The following is a 16,338-nucleotide window of genomic DNA, read 5'->3' on the forward strand; positions in this document are numbered from 1 at the left end:
AGCCGGTCAGTGTTCAGTCTTCAACTGTTGAAGGGGATTTGGCCGGGTCGCGAAGAGGCGGCTCAGCACGCCTTTGCGCGGCGCCGCGACGACCGGCCACAACGTTTCGGCGAGCAGAACGATCCCTTGGGCGAGCGCACTGCCCTTGGCCGTCGTGACGATCGGTATGCCGTGATTAAGCGCGTCGTTCGCGTGTTTTTCGTCGCGCGGCAACTGATGCGCGGCTTTGGCGCCAAGTGTTTCCTCGAGCGTCGCCAGGCTGATACGTGCGTTCTTGTCGTACTGGTTCACGATCAGCCGCACCTTACTCGCCGAATAACCGAGTTCCTTGAAGATATCGAGCATGCGGCGCCCGGAATGCAGATAGAGAATGTTCTGCCGTATCACCATGCAAATCGAGTCGCTGTGATCGAGCACATGAATCGCGAGCGGGTTGATACTCTGCCCGACATCGACGATGACCGCGTCGTACTGTTCACGCACCAGCGCGAACATCCGTTCCAGATGTGCAGGGCGCAGCTCGGCTGCTTTGACCGGATCGCCAGCACCGGCCAGCACGTCCAGATTCGGGTGAACGTGCATCACGCAGGCTTCGAAGAAAGCGGCGTCGAGCCGGTCGATCTGCGAGCACAGATCGGCGAGCGTCGCCGGCGGCGCCTTGTCGGCCACCAGTAGGCTCGCGTCGGCAAACTGCTGGTTCAGGTCGATCAGCAACACGCGCTTTTCGCGCTGCGCGGCGAGGGTGTACGCGAGGTTTACGGCGATCAGCGTGGTGCCGCTGCCGCCCTTGCACGAGCTCACCGATACCATGCGTCCTTCGCGGCGCAATCCTGCGTTTTTCTTATTGGAGACATGCGTGAGCGCGTTGACGATTTCGCGTTCATCCAGCGGCCACGACAACACGTGCCGCACGCCGGCGCGCATCGCAGCCATCAGGAGATTGGTCGACGGCGCGGGCGTGATCAGCATGCAATGCAGATGCGGCGTCTGCACGAGCGCCTCCTCGATGCCGCTCAGTTCGCGCTCCGTCAGATCGACGTCGTCGACGATCAACAGATCCGCCGTCTTGACCGCCGGGGCATGCGCGCGCAAGTTGCGCGCCTCTCCGTGCACGGTGCGCAGGCGATAGGCCACGCCGCTTGCTTCGAGCCGTGCGCCGATGTGCGTCGAGCGTTCCGCGCTGGACGAAATCAGGAGGATGTCGATCATTTCAAGTCTCCGCTGACCCTGCAAGGTTCTGTTGCCAGAACCTGTTTCAGTAACTACTGCTCGAGCCGACGCCGATCGTGAACATATTCGTTGGCGGTGTCGGCGCGGTGAACGATTTGGCGTAGCCCTTCTGTCCGGCTACCGCCGCCGTACCGTCGATGCCCGACACCGGATCGGTGTTGGCCGAGGCTTCCGGATTGAGTGTCTGCATTGCCTTGAGCTGGTTGACCGAATCGCCGAAGGTCGCGTCCCAGTGGGGTGTCGAGGTGAGGCACCCGGCGAGCGTTACAGTCACGCCAGCGCACAACGCGAGGCGGATCAGTGTGGGAATGGTTTTCATGTCGATCTCCGAATAACCGTTAGATGCGCGCTTCTATCACCGCGCCGCGTGTGAGTCGGCGTCCGCGGGGAGCGTCGCACTGACCACCGCCGCGGCGGGGACCGGTTCGCTACGCGGCGCGTCATTGGGTTTGGTGGACGTGAGCGGCTGCGAGTCGGGCGTGCCGTGGTCGTCGTCCGGTGCCGGTACCCGAGCGGGCCCGGAGACCGGTACCGTGTTGCGATCAGGGGCAGGCGCCGGTTGCGGCGGCAGCGTCGGCGCAACCAGTACGGGCGACGTCGTTGTAGCGGCCGATGAAGCGCCTGCCGCCGGCGTCGCGCGCTTCTTGCCTTCCATGTTGCCGGTCAGATAGACGTTGGCTTCGCCCGCATCGCCGAACCCGTCAGTTGGCAGCGGATAGTTTCGCGGCAGCGGTTTCGCAAGGCGCGGCGTGACCACGAACACCAGTTCCGTCTTGTCCTGTTCGTAACTCGTGCTCCGGAACAGCGCGCCTAGCACCGGAAGTTCGCCCGCTCCTGGCAGACCCTTGAGCGTGCCGGTCACGCTGCTTTTGAGCAGACCGCCAATCGCGAAACTCTGGCCGTCGTAGACCTGCAGCGTGGTCGAGGCGCGGCGGGTTGTGATCAGTGGCAGGATCGTTGTGTTGTTGGAGTTGCCAGCGGTGACCGCAACGCCTGTCGACGACAGTTCCGATACTTCCGGTGCGACCTTCAGGTTGATGCGGCCGCCTTCGAGCACGGTCGGCGTAAAGGTCAGGCCGACGCCGTATTGCTCTTCCTGCAGCACGATCGTCGTGCCGTTCGCACCGTTGCTTTGCGGCACCGGAATGTAGACCTTGCCGCCCGCGAGGAAACTCGCTTCCTGGCCGCTGATCGCCATCAGGTTCGGCTCGGCGAGAATCTTCACGAGTTGATCAGTTTTCTGGGCGTCAAACGCCAGCTTCAGCGGCGAGTTGTTGGCCTTCGATGCTGTGATGGCGCTAAGCCCACCCGACAGGAAATCCGCCAGCAAGCCAAAACTCCAGCTGCCGAAGCCGCCATTGATGTTAGCTGCCATGCCAAGTTGGTCGATGAGCGTCTTCGACACTTCGGCAACCTTCACCTCGAGCATCACCTGCTGAGGCGCGGCGATATGCATCATATTGATGATGCGTTCCGAATTGCCGCCTCCTAACGACGGCGGCGGCTGGATAGCCAGGCGCGCCCCGCCGATCGGCAGCGGCCCCGCAGCCGGCGCGGCGCTCGGCACGGCCGCGGTAGGACGCGCCACAAACGCATGCGCGAGTTCGACGATGCGCTCAGCTTTCACCGAGTCCGACACCACGCCCGTCAGCACCAGCGTGTCGGCAGCGGCCTTCACCTGCACACCGGTTTCTTCAGGCATCAGCACCGCGAGTGTCTGTTGCAGGCCGGCCGGGTCTGCGCCGACATTCACGTCGATGATCGTGCACGAGCCGCTCTTGCCCTGCACGATCATGTTGGTTGTACCAACGTCAGACCCGAGCAGATAGAGGGTTGTCGGCGACACCAGCATCGCCTGCACGATCGATGGGTTACCAACCGTGCGCGTACGCACGGGCTCACGCAGATCGACCATGGTCGACTTGCCAACAGGAATCTGTACCGACGTATGGTCAGCGACGGGCCCTGTGCAGCTCGGGCCTCTGCCGGCTTGCGACGAGCCGTTGGTAGGCGCGCCGCTGCCGCTCATGCCGATGGTCAGATGCACCGGCCCGCTGGCCGCAACGGTAAGCGGTGTATCCGGCAGCGCCGGCACGTTCTGCCCGGCGGCCTGCGCGGCGGGCAACGCCCACAGGCAGGTACCGATCAGCCCGCATGCGCTCGCCTGAGCGATCCGCAGCCGGGTCCTGGGTTGCGTGACGTGCGGAGCACTCGTCGCATTCGCGCGATGATTCGGTCTGGCGTTCATGTCCTACCCCCGTAATGGCGCCGTTTGTCACGGCTTGCAGGCTGAGCCTGTCAGAAGCATTCTTGTCTTGAATCTGCACCGTCAAGCACCCGTACGCAGTTGCCTGGCGCCCGCGCTGCTACTTTGCGTACGATGCGTGCCACCGGTGCCGGTTCAGGTGCCACCGGTACGGCCACCGGAATCTTCAGTAGCGACGCCTTGGTGGCGCCGATCGTGTCGGTAGCTTGTGGGTCGATCTGATTGCGCAACACAAGGGAAAGCGTGCCGATGCTGCGCGCCAGGTCGATCTTTTCAGCCTGCTCGGGCGACACTTCGAGCGTCACCGCATCGACGACTTTCGGTTTGGTCTCGTCGCGTCCAACTTCCTGCGCGACCGCAAGGACGAGAATCTTTTCGAGCACGATCTTCGAAATGTTCTGATCGCGCTGCGTGCTCGGGTCCTTGCTGTCTTTCTGTGTATTAACGATGATGTCGACGTAGTTGCCCGGCAATGCGAAGCCGGCGACACCGATCACATCGTTCACACGCACTGTGATCGCGCGCTTGCCTTCGTTGATGACCGCCGACAAACCGCCGAGCGTGCCGACCGGCGAGAGCTTCGCCTCGAGGATCGGCTCGCCGTGCAAGAGGCTTTCCTTCAGCACGCGGCCTTCCAGCTTTTGCATGTCGGTGAACGAACCCGGCGGCACACTGTTCGACGGCCAGTCCGCCACTTTGAGGAAATCAGGCGAGATGCGTTGACCCAGGTTGATGTCAGACGCGGCCACGACGACTTTCGTCGTCGCGCTCGAGGTCTGCGACGTCATCCAGCGCGCCGCAAAAACCACCGCGGTCAGGCCGGCAATCGTGGCGATCAGCAGCATGATTAAAGCGCGGGCATTTTTCATTTCGTTCTCCTGCATCCTGTCGTCTGTCGACGACGCTATGAGAATTGAGCTACAGCATCCGATGACGGTGTATTAGTTGAATTCCAGTGGGTGCAGCGGCGTCGAAGCGATGACATTGTGTCCAACCGCTGCCGCGCTATCGAGACGCGAGGTGGCATGCAGCGGCTCGCGCTGCATCTGTTCGCTGAGCCTGCGTCGCGCTTCCTGGATGATCACCAGCATCAGCAGGTCGATCGATTGACCGCCGGTCGTTGCGCAGCGGTCCAACCCGTGTGCGGCCGGATGCCCGGCCGGCTTGATCGTTGTTCTCATCACATCCCCCGAATCTGGTTGGCCTTCCTGCGAAGGCGCTTTCCAGGTGAATCGTGTTTGCGCACCAGTGCAACAACGACGTCCCGGTTATCCTCTTAACGTGTGCCTCTCTACGGAGACTCAGGCCATTTGGGCCTCATGTCTTCACGCCGGCTGGTCAGAACCGTGCGTCACACCTTCCCTTGCCTGCCTCGTCACACGCTCGCGAATAACACGAACGTGCTGCCTATCGCTATCGCTACACCGTACGGTATGGTTCCGATCGAACCGTCCGCGAGGCCGCTGCGTCGCTGCACCATGCCGTCACCGGGCACAGCAGTCTCGACCAGTAGCGAAGCGACCCCAATCAATCCCGTCAACATCTGGCGCCGCCTGAGCAACACCACCAGCGACCATGCACCGCCAATCGCAAAGGTCGCCAGTCCAATTTCGAATGCGCCGTATGCGCCGCAAAACGAACCGACAGCGGCCATCAGCTTTACGTCGCCTGCACCCATCAACCGCATCAGATAACCCGGCAGGAGCAACAAGCCACCCGTCAGACAACCACCTAACCACATTTGCATCCCTTCAACTGCCCCGTGGAGTACCACCTGCACCGGCAGCGCGACGACGAGCGCCGTGGCAACGAGCCAGTTCGGAATCCTTCGCGTGTGCACGTCCGACAACGCCGCGATCACGACGAACGCCAACACACAAGGTCCAATGGGAAAGGGCACACCGTTCATCGCACGCTCCGTTGTCAGGATCGACGCCGTTTCGGGACCGAGCCAGCCGTCGCTTTACCTCAACATGCTTGATGAGATAAAACAGACGACCGGACTCACGGCCCTCTTCTGCTCGCAGCGATCAGGGGACGGCAACGCCATTGAGCTTGTTCGCGATCTTGGTGAAGAGAGCGGAAATGTCCGTGCCCAACAAGGTCGCTGCCGTGATAATCCCCACCGCAATCAGCCCGGCCAGCAGGCCGTATTCGATCGCTGCAACACCGTCTTCTTCGCGCAGAAATTGTTGGATCGTGTTCTTCATGCTAACCCCCGTAAGAGTGAAAGTTGACTTCGATTTGTGCCGCACCAGTTGCCTGAAAACAGGTCCACCGGTGCGGCGTTGAGGTCCGTCCACAGAGACGGAAAAAGTGGCGAGGTCAGCGCTTCGCGTTGTCCCGGTCGCGAATTTTCGATACCCCGTATCGATCGTTCGCGCCGTGCTTTATCGACATCCGTTTTTCGTTGGCCCCGCCGCACCCCGTAAAGCGCGTTGAACTCCCCGACGCGTTCTACGAAGACTGTTGCTGCTGCCGGGATTTTTTCTGCTGCTTCTGCTCGTTTGCTGCTTCCCGGCTGCAACGTGTTTCGCTTTGTGACTCACTTATTGCACGCGCTGTGCCATGTACCCTCAAAGCCTTGCTGGACGGCGATGAGCGATTCGGCGCACCCCGCAGAAGGGGGTTCGCATCACGCGATGATTCGCGTTTGATACGCCATGAGCGGCCGTGGCGGCGGGTTGCCGCGATGCGCCACGTGTGATTTCCGAAGGGTGGGGAAACCCTCAGCCATGATGACTGGCAATGGTTTGACGAATGCTCAGGTCAAAAATGCCGGGTCTCAACACACAAAAGTAGCTTTTACGGGTCGCGGACCGGTGTGTCGCAAGCTTGAGACAGCAAGCCTCCGTTTTGGGCGACAGGTTGCGAGATTGACGCGGCCTGCGTCTGCATCGCTATGTGTGCTGGCCCGCACTACGGGGATTGACGGTGGATTTATGAATCGCTTGGACGTGGGACAGGCAGGCTGCCGCACACATTTTTTTGTGTGGCGTAAGCGGTGCGCCCGCTTCGCCTCACGCTATGCGCAGCGCCTTGCTGGACGCGCGTTACGCGGCGAAACGATGCATTGCAAACGATGGTGTTTTGCTGGCGGCGGATAAAGAAACCGCACACCCCACGCGTCGCGTAGCGTCCTGGATGCTCGCGAAGCACACGGCGTCCGGCTTAGTTCAGCGCTGAGTAAGATGCGGCAAGAAATGGCCGGTTTTGATTCATGTGGAGCGCAGAGAGATCCATGTCGATGCGCAGCGTACTTACGCTGCTTGCGACTCAAGACTCAATATTCCACGAGGATGGTGACGCGGCGATTCGCGGCGCGCGCTGCGGCATCGTCGCCGATGATCAGGGGGAAGTTGTCCGCCCTGCCAATGGCGGCCATTCTGTGAGGTTCGATGCCCTTGTCGGCAAAGAATCGAACCACGGCGCCGGCTCGTGCCGACGACAGCTCCCAGTTGGATTCGTACTTCGCTGTCGATATCGGCACGCTGTCCGTGTGCCCCTCGACGAGGATGTTGTTCTTCGAGCGGTCGCGCAGCACGCCTGCGATCTGATCCAGGACGCCGAACGACTCCGGCAACAGGCGCGCGTCGCCCGAGTTGAAGAGAATTTTTGCGTTGATGGCGATTTCCACGCCCTGTGAGGCACTCGAAATCGTGATCTGCCGGTTGTCCTGAAGCGGCGCCAGCAACGAAAGAAGCTGCCGCCTCGCGGCTTCCGGTGCGCCGGGCACGGCGACCACCGGCGCGTGGGCGCTGCCGGCAGCCGTCGCCGCTTTCACCTCGCGGTGCTCGAGCATTCTGACTTCGAGCTCCCGGTTCTTCGCCAGCTGCAGCGCGTAAAGCGCGAGGAACAGCACCATCAGGGTGGTGATGAGGTCCGCGTAGGAGATCAACCAGCGGCCGGATTGCGCCTCGCCATCGCCGTCGTCATCGTCGTGCCGATAGCCGGCTTTGTCCGCCGCAAGGCGCTTGTTACCCGAGGAGATTGTCATGCTCGAAACGTCTGCTTCCGAATTGCGTTTGAATGGGCGCCTGGCGCGTTAGCGCCCACCGAGCGAGGCCGGCTATCCGGAGTTATCCCATGGCGATCCCTGGTTACCCTAGCAACTCCGCCGATCGTTCCCGGACGTCACCCGCGAGCCGGGTTTCGATCGTATGGGGCGACTCCTTGCGCGAAATCGCGAGCAAGCCATCGAGGTACAAGCGTCTGAAGCGCAATTCGCTATCCACCTGCGCCCTGATCTTTCCGTACAGCGGCAGGAAAACCAGATTCGCCAGCGCAAGACCGTACAGCGTGGCCACAAAGGCGACTGCAATCCCTTGCCCGAGTTGTGCCGGCTCGAGCATGTGTCCCGTGACCTGAATCAGGCCGAGCACCGCCCCTAAAATGCCGAACGTGGGCGCATAGCCGCCGGCCTGCTGCCATATCCGCGCGGCCGCCATGTGGTTGCGCTCGTAAGCATCCAGTTCGCGTTGCAAGGCGTCTTCAAGCACGGCCGTCGACACTCCGTTGGCCAGAAGCTCGAGACCTCGCTTGGCAAACGGATTGATGTCGCCCGCCTCGATCGACTCGAATACGAGCATGCCGTTCAGCTTCGCCTGATCGCCCCACTCGAGCAGGACCGACAAGCTTTGCCGGTCGACCTGCCGCGCTTTCACAAACGCGAGCCGCAGTTGCTTTACGCCGTCATAAAACCTTGCCCAGGTGTTCTGGATCATCACCGCACCGAAGGTGCCGCCCAAAACGATGACGAACGCCTCCAGCTGAAACAGCGAAGTGAAGTGACCACCCTCGAGCGAAAATCCGGCCACGATGGCGGTCACGCCGAACAAGGCGCCAAATAGCGTCAAAAGATCCATACATCCTCTCGAACGGCTGCCCCGGTGATCGGACTGGACCTGAAAGCGTCCGCGGTCCGACCGTCAGGCCTCAGGCATCCACGTTGGAAAGCGGCGCCGCAGACGGCGATTTGATCGAACGCACGGTCTCGATGAAGCGCTCTTCGATCTCGGCAATCTCGAGCGGATCGATCTTGATCTCACGGCGCATGACCCACGACACCTCCTTCTTGCGCGCCTCGGTCATCACCGAGAACAGGCGATCGCAAATCGGCTCGCCTGTCACGGCGGAAAGCAGTTTCGCGAGGTCATAGGTGTCGAAAGCGCTGATGGCTTCGAACAGGGTTCGCTGGTCGACAAACTCAAGATCGGCCAGCGACTTCAGCTCGCTCGCGCCACGGGGAGTACGCCGGGAAAAATACGTGATGCCCTTTTCCTCGACGTAATTCAACACTTTGGTCTTGCGAAACGCGAAGATGTCTTCGGCGATTTCCGCATGCGAGAGCTTGTTGAGAATCAGATTCTTCTCGACGCCAATCAGGGCTTCCAGGTCGGCCAGTTCGATCAGTTCCAGTTCGCTGTTGATCGACACGTCGAGATCGTGATCCGCCACCTGCTGGGCCCGTTCCGTGATCCGCACGGGATCGAAAGTCACGAGCTGCCGGCCGGCTGCGCCGTCCTGCGCCGAATAGCGTGCCGACAGGGTGCTCACACGATCGGAGCGGCCCGGTTCGAGCGTGACGAGATTGAGTTTTTCCATGCGCTTGAGCATGGCCATCACATGCGGGCGGGAATGGCCGGCAATCGCATGACACTTCTTGATGACTTCGGGCAGGGGCACTGAGCACTCCTCCCCCTGACCGCGGCGCGCGCGTCCATCCACCCGGTCCGCGCTCTCGATACCCGCCATCAGCGACAGAACATGCGCGTAGGAGAGAACCCCTGGCAGAAAATCAGCATGCGTATTGGTGGCGAGAACATCGTCCTTCTTCTTCACGCGTCGAATCATGGTGCGCACGATGTGGCGCAGCAGCGGCGATACGCGTTCGAGTTCCTCTTCCACGACGCTTGCCGCAATCACGGTCAATTGACAGAAGCTGATGGCTTTCGCGGTGTGCGCTCGTGGCTCGGCTGGCAACAACGAGGCTTCGCCAAAAAACTCACCCTTGCCGAGCGTAGCGAGAATGACTTTCTTTTCGTCGCACTGAGTGGAGATTTCGACTTTGCCGTCTGCGATTACGTAGATGACGGCGTCGCCCGCGAAGCCTTCGGAATAGATGACTTCGCCCGGAGCCGCTGCGCGCGACCATGGCGATCGTTGCTGATTCAAAATTCAATCCCCCGTAGAGCTATTGCCTCGCACATCCCGCGTCTTCATGAGGCACGGGTATGTGCGATGGTCCTGACTTATTTGACTGGATAACGACATGCAAAACGCAAATCTTTAACCCTCTCAATCGTCAGACATAATCGTGCAAATAGCGCAAACGTTTGGCAGGCCGTGAGATTACGTAAGGGATTGGCCTTCATGCCCGGGGTTCATCAGCAGCGCGAGGCACACGCCCGGCATACGAGGTGAGCTCTGATCGCGCCGTATCCGCATCATTGCCGTGCGCCTGTACGCAGACGCTCCAGTAACTCGCGGCCCTGACGGGTCAGTTGCAGTGTCGAACCTTGCCGGTCACGCTGCCGGATTTCCACCAGCTCGTAACGGCGTAACGCCAGTACGTCCGGATCGAAAGCTTCCAACCGCTTGTCCGTGTCGCCAAGCAGCATGAGTGTCGCAAGTTCGTGGTGGCTGAGCATCCGATACCTCCATTGATCGATACATGGGCGATGGAGGCATCCTAGACAAACGACACTACAGTTAGGCTACGGTCGTGTTTCGACGGATTACCTGCAGTGCTGTAAGCGCCGGCGCTAACCGTTGATGCGTCGCGCGGCGGAGGTGGTGAGCGAGGCGCGTGAGTAAAGGGGCGCAATAGTTTCTGTGCGCCCCGTAATTGGGGTCTGCGTATGGGGCGCGACGACGCCGCCTTACAGCCTTACAGTGTCATTAGTGTTTCTGTAATAGAAAGAAAGCGTTCGACGTCGCTGGGTGCTTGACAATGCAGCGGAGAAATCCGCACAGCGCCCGCCAGATTGAATGACTTCAGCATACGGCCGGAGTACAGACTCGAGGCGATCCGCTCGTAGACGATCACGCCGCGCTTCTCGTACTCGCGCACCGCGTCGGTCGGGCTCAGATTCGCGAAGCCGATACCGAGGATCAGGGCGCGCTTCGTGAGATCGGCGTGATCCCAGAACACCTCCACGCCATCGAGCCGCCGCAAACCGCGCCGCCCACCCTGGCCATCGAGCAACGCTGCCAGCAGCGCGCGCTCATGCAGCTCGATGCGTTTCATCCCTTCCACGAAAAGCTCGCGGCGCGTATCGGCATCGCTGAACTGGCCGCCGATCCACGTCACGTACTCGACAATCTCGGTCACGACCGCGAACTGCGCGGGCGCCGGGCTGCCGAGTTCCCACACGCCTTCCTGCTTCGCGTCGAGGCGGTGATGCGGCAGAGCGGCCACACGAGGCGACAGCCACGAGATGCCGGAGCCGCGGCAACCAAAAAACTTGTAGGGCGCGAAATTGATGCCGTCGACCGGTGTCTTCTGCAGGTCGATGACGCCGTGCGGCGCGTGCTGAACCGCATCCACGACGATGAAGAGTCCGGGTTTCTTTTCTCGCGCGCGCTCGACAAGCGTCGCGATATCGAACTTGGCACCGGAAATATTCGACGCGTACATCACGCTGAGCAGCGCCGTATCCGCGTCGATCAACGACAGAATCGCATCCACGTCCACGCCGCCCGTCTCCGGATTGCTGGGCGCAACACGCAACGATTTACCCGTGCGTTGCGCGTAGTACGTCATCGCGTCGAAAGAGGACGGATGTTCGAGGATCGTCGTGACGGCGTTGGTGCCCGGCACGTTTTCCATGATCGCGCGCACCATGTCGAACATCGCGCCCGACGCGGTCAACGATGGGTAGATGCTGCCGTCCTTCGCGTTGAGGATCGTGCGGATGTCCGCCTCGCCGCGCGCCTGAACGTCCTGCAGATGGCGTGCGCGTGCATGGATGCGCTCCGGGCAATCGGGCAGTGCATCGATTCGCGCGAACGCCTCGACGGCCGCCTTGAGGCGGAACGAGCCGCCCGCGTTGTCGAAGAAGAGTCGCTCGCTTCCGTCGATGTCGTGGTCGACATGGTGGAAACGCGCCTTGATCTCCTGCATCAACGACTCGGAAAAGAACTCGCCTTGATTACTGCTCATCTGAATGCTCCTGATCTCTCTACTCAGTGATTGTCGTGCTGCGAACCGTACCCGCTCATGCGTCAAGCGACGCGAGATACGCTCGGCCCTTCTCCGCGTCGTACTGGCGCTCCCATCTGGCGATGACGAGCGGCGCAAGCGCGTTGCCCACCACGTTCAGCGCGGTACGTCCCATATCCATCACGCGGTCCACGCCGGCGATGAACGCGAGCCCTTCGAGCGGCAACCCGGCGCTCGCAAGCGTCGCGAGCAGAATCACGAACATGAAGCCCGGCACGCCGGCTGCTCCCTTGGATGTCACGACCATCGTCAACACCAGGACCATCTGTTCCTGCCAGCCAAGATGAATGCCGTACAACTGCGCGACGAACAGCGTGCCGATGCCGAGATAGATCGATGCGCCATCGAGATTGAACGTGTAGCCGGTCGGCACGACGAAGGTCGTGATGCTCTTCGGCACACCGTAGTCTTCCATCTTCTTCATCAGTTGCGGCAGCACGGTGGCCGAGCTGCAGGTCGAGAACGCGATGATCAGCTCGTCCTTGATAACGCGCAGCAACGTGAAGATGCGAAAGCCGAACAGCCGGGCCGTGATGCCGAGCACGACAAGCACAAACAGCACGATCGCGAGATACGTGACGGCCACCAGCTTGAGCAACGGCAACAATGAACCGAAGCCGAAACTCGCCACGGTCACCGCGATCAGCGCGCACACGCCGATCGGCGCGTAACGCATGACCATGTTCGTCACCTTGAACATGGCTTCCGCGACGCCCTTGAGCATGGCGATCACCGGCTTGCGGAATTCCTCCGGGACCGATTGCAGACCAAGGCCGAACAGCACCGAAAAGAAGATCACTGGCAGCAGGTCGCCTTTGGCCATCGACGCGAGGATATTGTCCGGAATCACGCCGAGCACGAGCGTCATCAGGCCATGATGACCCTGCACCTGCTGCGTTACCTGCTGATAGCGGGAAATGTCGGCGTGGCCGAGTTGCGACATGTCGGTGCCGACGCCCGGCTGCAGCACGTTGCCGAGAATGAGCCCGAGCAGGATCGCGATCGTCGTGATCACCTCGAAATACACAAGCGTCTTCAGGCCGATACGACCGAACGATTTGCCGTCTCCGACACCGGCGATCCCGACCACCATGCTCGTGAAGACGATCGGCACCACAATCATCTTGATCAGCTTGATGAAGATATCGCCAGCGGGCTGCAACAGCCCTGAAATGGTCGCATCCCGCATTTGCGGAAAGTGGTTCAACACGAGTCCCGTGGCGACACCAATGACGAGACCGATCAGTATCTGCCATGCGAGTCCGACACGCGGTTTGCGCTCGATATGGTTGACAGGCGGGCTTTCGACGACGGTATCCATGCTCTCTCCAGATTGGGGACGGGGCGATGAAGGAACCTTAAGCAGCCGAAATAAGTAAAAAAAGCGATTTTTTTGTATGAGAAACTATCGCTTTATTTCATGGAAAGGAAGGCGCGATGCTGACGTTCAAGCAGATGGAAGCGCTCTACTGGATCGTTCAACTGGGTTCGTTCGAGGCCGCTTCGAGCCGCCTCAACACCACGCAGTCGGCCGTTTCGAAGCGGATTCAGGAACTCGAGCGCGCCTTCGACCTGACGGTATTCGACCGCGCTCACCGCAGCGCCAGGCTGACCGAGAAAGGCGCCGAGTTCTTCGCCTACGCGAAAGAACTGCTCGAACGGCGCGATCAGATTGTCGAGCGGATCAGCTCGAAGGAGGCGCTGGTGCGCCAGGTCCGCATCGGCGTGACGGAACTGACCGCCTTGACGTGGCTGCCACGGCTGATCGGCGCGATTCAGGCGGCGTATCCGAAGGTCGTGGTTGAAGCCGAGGTGGATTTGAACGCGACGCTGCGCGACCGGCTCGCCGACGACACGATCGATATCATCGTCGTGCCGCAAATCCACAGCACCGAGTCCTTCGTCATGACGCAGGTTGGCGAAGTGGAGAACGCGTGGATGTGCGCGCCGGCACTGGCGCCGAAGCAGGCCGCCATTCCGCTCACCGAGATCGCGCAGTACCCGCTGATCCTGCAGGGCGGTCTATCAGGAACCGGCTTTATCTATAGCCGCTTTCTGCAGGAGCACGGGGTCAGCATGCAACGTATTCTCGCGAGCAACAGTCTGATTGCGCAGATCGGGCTGACACTCTCGGGCCTCGGCATCAGCTATCTGCCGAAGGCGTGTCTGAACCACATGGTCACACGCGGCGCGCTCGGCATGATTCAGACGCGACCGGCGCTGCCGCCCGTTTCATACGTCGCGATGCATCGCGCGGAACAACCGCACTCGCTGAATGCCGAAATCGCACGGCTCGCCGCGCAGTGCTGCGATTTCAGCTCGAACCTGCTCGATCCGGGCCGCGTCTGAGCGAACCTCGGCCCTGCGTTGCGAATCATCTGCCGTGCAGGTGTATGCCCTCCCGCGTCAAGGCAAGGCAAGGTAATTGGCACAGGTCGCGTGAGCAGATCGACGTAGAGGCTAAAGAAACGATTGTTGTCGAACTGCGTGACGTAAGTGATATTCCGGTAGAGATCGCGATGGAACCCGGGGAACACCATCCGGAGATGGTGCCCGGTCATTCAACGTCAAGCTACCCGGAGTTACAGGTCGGACTGCCTCACGTCACAACAGGCATCCGCTTCAGGCTGCGCTTTCGACTTCCGCGCGAGTCGGGATCGACGGCTGTGCGCCGGCGCGCGTGACCGAAATCGAAGCCGCGCGTTGCGCGAGGCTGATTGCGCCTTCCAGCGGCTGCCGGGCGGCGAGCTGCGCGGCAAAGACGCCGATAAAGGTGTCGCCGGCCGCGGTCGTATCGACGGCCCGCACCTGCGGCGCGGGAAAATGCATGCCTTCGCCGCCTTCCGGCAAGAGGTAAGCGCCTTGCGCACCGAGCGTGACGATCACGTTGCGCGCGCCGCCGCGTTGCAGCTCCAGCGCCGCCCTTCTCGCGCCGCTTTGCGATTCGACCGGCAGGCCGGCGAGAATCGCGGCCTCGACTTCGTTCGGCACGAGATAGTCGACGAGCGGCAGCCATTCCGCGGGCAGCGGGCCGGTTGCCGGTGCAGGATTCAGCACGGTGATCTTGCCCAGGCGCCGGGCGAGCGCGAGTGTTGCGTGGACGGAATCCCAGGGTGTTTCCAGTTGGCAGACCACGACGTCGCTCGCCTTGATCGCCGCTTCGTGGCGTGCGACACCTTCCGGCGTGAACTCACCGTTGCTGCCCGCGACCACCACGATCGTGTTCTGGCCGTCGTCCGACACCGTCACCATGGCGACGCCGGTGGGCTGCACGGCGTCGATCTCGATGCCCGCGCAATCGATTCCTTCAGCTTCCAGATCCTTGACCCGCTGTGCGCCGTTCGCATCCTTCCCCACGCGCCCAACCATTGCCACGCGCGCGCCGATGCGGGCGGCCGCCACGGCCTGGTTGCCGCCCTTGCCGCCGGCAACCTGCGAGAACTCCTGCCCGCTGATCGTCTCGCCGGGCCGCGGCAAATGCGGTGCACGGGCGACGAGGTCGGTATTGATGCTGCCCACCACGAGCACGCGGCCCGGCTTCACTTCTTTCGACACGTTCACTCTCCTGCTGACCATCCGCGAAGGGTCGCTGACGGTCACTAATGGTCAAATATTTATGCAGCGCGACGTCGGCTTCTATACGTATCCAGCACGACGGCCACGACAATCACGGCCCCCGTGATGATGCGTTTGGTCGGCTCGGTCGCCCCGATCTGGGCAAGACCCGCGGCCAGCACCGAGATGATCAACACGCCAAAGAACGTGCTGATCACCGAGCCACGTCCGCCCATCAGGCTCGTTCCGCCGATCACTACGGCCGCGATCACCTGCAATTCGATGCCCGCGCCGGCATTCGGGTCAGCGGCCTCGAGCCGCGAAATCTGGAACAGGGACGCGAGGCCGGCCAGCAAGCCCATCATCGCGAAGACGGCAATCTTGTACGGACGCGGGTTGACGCCCGCGAGGCGCACTGCTTCCTCGTTCGTGCCGATGCCGACCAGGTAGCGCCCGAACACTGTGCGGGTCAGCACCAACTGGGCGACGACCATCACGACGATGGCAATCAGGAACGCGGGAGAAATGCCGAACGCGATCGGGTTGGACAGGAAGTCGAACGCATCGCCGATATAGGCCGTGCGGGAGTTGGTCATCTGGTACGCGAGACCGCGGGCCGCCTCGAGTACGCCGAGCGACACGATGAACGACGGAATCCGCCAGGCCACGGTAATCGCGCCGGTCACGCAGCCCGTCAAGGCCGCCCCCGCCATACCGAGCAAGGCGGCAGGCAGCGCCGGCCAGTGCCACTGCAAGGCCGCCACGCTCGTGAGCGCCGCGCCGAGCGCCAGCACGGAGCCGACCGACAGGTCGATCCCGGCAATGATGAGCACAAAGGTCATGCCGACCGACATCACTACCAGATCGGGAATCTGGTTCGCGATCGTGCTGAAGGTGTCGTAGCTGAGGAAGTGCGAGCTCAGCAGCGAGAACAGGATGATCATCCCGAGCAACGCGCCGAGCAGGCCCAGGTAGTTCGAGAATCCAAGGCGCGTGCCGATCGGCTTCGCGTCTTTGGGCGGTTCGTTCTGCACGGAAGGCAGGCTGGTTGGTGCAGTCATGC

16 protein-coding genes are annotated in these 16,338 nt (G+C 61.6%); 1 reads left to right on the forward strand and 15 read right to left on the reverse strand.

Annotation, left to right across the window (positions count from 1 at the left end):
- Nucleotides 1-6: 6 nt before the first annotated feature.
- From R8871_RS00905 to gltP, 13 genes are all read right to left on the reverse strand, one after another.
- Nucleotides 7-1,209 carry an AAA family ATPase gene (locus tag R8871_RS00905; protein ID WP_175048624.1) on the reverse strand — a complete coding sequence of 401 codons (1,203 nt, stop codon included), beginning with the start codon at nucleotides 1,207-1,209 and terminating at the stop codon, nucleotides 7-9.
- A 46-nt stretch (nucleotides 1,210-1,255) separates the two neighbouring features.
- Nucleotides 1,256-1,549 (reverse strand): hypothetical protein, encoded by a 294-nt coding sequence (locus tag R8871_RS00910; RefSeq protein WP_175048625.1) that lies wholly within the window; start codon nucleotides 1,547-1,549, stop codon nucleotides 1,256-1,258.
- 36 nt (nucleotides 1,550-1,585) lie between these two features.
- Nucleotides 1,586-3,478, reverse strand: coding sequence for a type II and III secretion system protein family protein (locus R8871_RS00915; protein ID WP_175048626.1), 1,893 nt, complete (start codon nucleotides 3,476-3,478; stop codon nucleotides 1,586-1,588).
- A 50-nt stretch (nucleotides 3,479-3,528) separates the two neighbouring features.
- Nucleotides 3,529-4,365 (reverse strand): Flp pilus assembly protein CpaB, encoded by an 837-nt coding sequence (gene cpaB / locus R8871_RS00920; protein ID WP_175048627.1) that lies wholly within the window; start codon nucleotides 4,363-4,365, stop codon nucleotides 3,529-3,531.
- 72 nt (nucleotides 4,366-4,437) lie between these two features.
- Nucleotides 4,438-4,677 carry a hypothetical protein gene (locus tag R8871_RS00925; protein ID WP_175048628.1) on the reverse strand — a complete coding sequence of 80 codons (240 nt, stop codon included), beginning with the start codon at nucleotides 4,675-4,677 and terminating at the stop codon, nucleotides 4,438-4,440.
- A gap of 194 nt (nucleotides 4,678-4,871) precedes the next feature.
- Complete coding sequence (locus tag R8871_RS00930) at nucleotides 4,872-5,405, reverse strand: A24 family peptidase (protein ID WP_175048629.1); 534 nt, start codon at nucleotides 5,403-5,405, stop codon at nucleotides 4,872-4,874.
- Nucleotides 5,406-5,526: 121 nt separating this feature from the next.
- Nucleotides 5,527-5,706, reverse strand: a complete 180-nt coding sequence (locus R8871_RS00935; protein ID WP_175048630.1) for a Flp family type IVb pilin — start codon at nucleotides 5,704-5,706, stop codon at nucleotides 5,527-5,529.
- Between the two features lie 1,073 nt (nucleotides 5,707-6,779).
- Nucleotides 6,780-7,493 carry an OmpA family protein gene (locus R8871_RS00940; protein ID WP_175048631.1) on the reverse strand — a complete coding sequence of 238 codons (714 nt, stop codon included), beginning with the start codon at nucleotides 7,491-7,493 and terminating at the stop codon, nucleotides 6,780-6,782.
- A gap of 103 nt (nucleotides 7,494-7,596) precedes the next feature.
- Nucleotides 7,597-8,361 carry a flagellar motor protein gene (locus tag R8871_RS00945; RefSeq protein WP_175048632.1) on the reverse strand — a complete coding sequence of 255 codons (765 nt, stop codon included), beginning with the start codon at nucleotides 8,359-8,361 and terminating at the stop codon, nucleotides 7,597-7,599.
- Nucleotides 8,362-8,431: 70 nt separating this feature from the next.
- Entirely contained in the window at nucleotides 8,432-9,670 is a 1,239-nt protein-coding gene (locus R8871_RS00950) for a Crp/Fnr family transcriptional regulator (RefSeq protein WP_175048633.1), read from the reverse strand.
- 272 nt (nucleotides 9,671-9,942) lie between these two features.
- Nucleotides 9,943-10,146, reverse strand: coding sequence for a hypothetical protein (locus tag R8871_RS00955; protein WP_175048634.1), 204 nt, complete (start codon nucleotides 10,144-10,146; stop codon nucleotides 9,943-9,945).
- A 239-nt stretch (nucleotides 10,147-10,385) separates the two neighbouring features.
- Entirely contained in the window at nucleotides 10,386-11,660 is a 1,275-nt protein-coding gene (locus R8871_RS00960) for an aminotransferase class V-fold PLP-dependent enzyme (RefSeq protein WP_175048635.1), read from the reverse strand.
- 55 nt (nucleotides 11,661-11,715) lie between these two features.
- Nucleotides 11,716-13,041, reverse strand: a complete 1,326-nt coding sequence (gltP, locus tag R8871_RS00965; RefSeq protein ID WP_175048636.1) for a glutamate/aspartate:proton symporter GltP — start codon at nucleotides 13,039-13,041, stop codon at nucleotides 11,716-11,718.
- 116 nt (nucleotides 13,042-13,157) lie between these two features.
- Between gltP and R8871_RS00970 the strand changes: the two genes are divergently transcribed.
- Nucleotides 13,158-14,069, forward strand: coding sequence for a LysR family transcriptional regulator (locus R8871_RS00970; RefSeq protein ID WP_175048637.1), 912 nt, complete (start codon nucleotides 13,158-13,160; stop codon nucleotides 14,067-14,069).
- 273 nt (nucleotides 14,070-14,342) lie between these two features.
- Here the strand turns inward: R8871_RS00970 and rbsK are convergent, their stop codons facing one another.
- Both rbsK and R8871_RS00980 read right to left on the reverse strand, forming a co-directional pair.
- Nucleotides 14,343-15,296 carry a ribokinase gene (gene rbsK / locus R8871_RS00975; protein WP_175048638.1) on the reverse strand — a complete coding sequence of 318 codons (954 nt, stop codon included), beginning with the start codon at nucleotides 15,294-15,296 and terminating at the stop codon, nucleotides 14,343-14,345.
- A 38-nt stretch (nucleotides 15,297-15,334) separates the two neighbouring features.
- Nucleotides 15,335-16,336, reverse strand: coding sequence for an ABC transporter permease (locus R8871_RS00980; protein ID WP_175048639.1), 1,002 nt, complete (start codon nucleotides 16,334-16,336; stop codon nucleotides 15,335-15,337).
- Nucleotides 16,337-16,338 lie beyond the last annotated feature (2 nt).

This window comes from Paraburkholderia sediminicola (assembly GCF_902859805.1).
GTDB classification, from domain to species: Bacteria; Pseudomonadota; Gammaproteobacteria; order Burkholderiales; family Burkholderiaceae; genus Paraburkholderia; species Paraburkholderia sediminicola.

What these genes read in the sequence shown, in the direction of transcription:
- rbsK (WP_175048638.1), bottom strand. Translation starts at nt 15,296, where the DNA reads ATGGTCAGCAGGAGAGTGAACGTGTCGAAAGAAGTGAAGCCGGGCCGC.
- R8871_RS00915 (WP_175048626.1), bottom strand. Translation starts at nt 3,478, where the DNA reads ATGAACGCCAGACCGAATCATCGCGCGAATGCGACGAGTGCTCCGCAC.
- R8871_RS00910 (WP_175048625.1), bottom strand. Translation starts at nt 1,549, where the DNA reads ATGAAAACCATTCCCACACTGATCCGCCTCGCGTTGTGCGCTGGCGTG.
- R8871_RS00980 (WP_175048639.1), bottom strand. Translation starts at nt 16,336, where the DNA reads ATGACTGCACCAACCAGCCTGCCTTCCGTGCAGAACGAACCGCCCAAA.
- R8871_RS00960 (WP_175048635.1), bottom strand. Translation starts at nt 11,660, where the DNA reads ATGAGCAGTAATCAAGGCGAGTTCTTTTCCGAGTCGTTGATGCAGGAG.
- R8871_RS00955 (WP_175048634.1), bottom strand. Translation starts at nt 10,146, where the DNA reads ATGCTCAGCCACCACGAACTTGCGACACTCATGCTGCTTGGCGACACG.
- gltP (WP_175048636.1), bottom strand. Translation starts at nt 13,041, where the DNA reads ATGGATACCGTCGTCGAAAGCCCGCCTGTCAACCATATCGAGCGCAAA.
- cpaB (WP_175048627.1), bottom strand. Translation starts at nt 4,365, where the DNA reads ATGAAAAATGCCCGCGCTTTAATCATGCTGCTGATCGCCACGATTGCC.
- R8871_RS00935 (WP_175048630.1), bottom strand. Translation starts at nt 5,706, where the DNA reads ATGAAGAACACGATCCAACAATTTCTGCGCGAAGAAGACGGTGTTGCA.
- R8871_RS00945 (WP_175048632.1), bottom strand. Translation starts at nt 8,361, where the DNA reads ATGGATCTTTTGACGCTATTTGGCGCCTTGTTCGGCGTGACCGCCATC.
- R8871_RS00940 (WP_175048631.1), bottom strand. Translation starts at nt 7,493, where the DNA reads ATGACAATCTCCTCGGGTAACAAGCGCCTTGCGGCGGACAAAGCCGGC.
- R8871_RS00970 (WP_175048637.1), top strand. Translation starts at nt 13,158, where the DNA reads ATGCTGACGTTCAAGCAGATGGAAGCGCTCTACTGGATCGTTCAACTG.
- R8871_RS00905 (WP_175048624.1), bottom strand. Translation starts at nt 1,209, where the DNA reads ATGATCGACATCCTCCTGATTTCGTCCAGCGCGGAACGCTCGACGCAC.
- R8871_RS00930 (WP_175048629.1), bottom strand. Translation starts at nt 5,405, where the DNA reads ATGAACGGTGTGCCCTTTCCCATTGGACCTTGTGTGTTGGCGTTCGTC.
- R8871_RS00925 (WP_175048628.1), bottom strand. Translation starts at nt 4,677, where the DNA reads ATGAGAACAACGATCAAGCCGGCCGGGCATCCGGCCGCACACGGGTTG.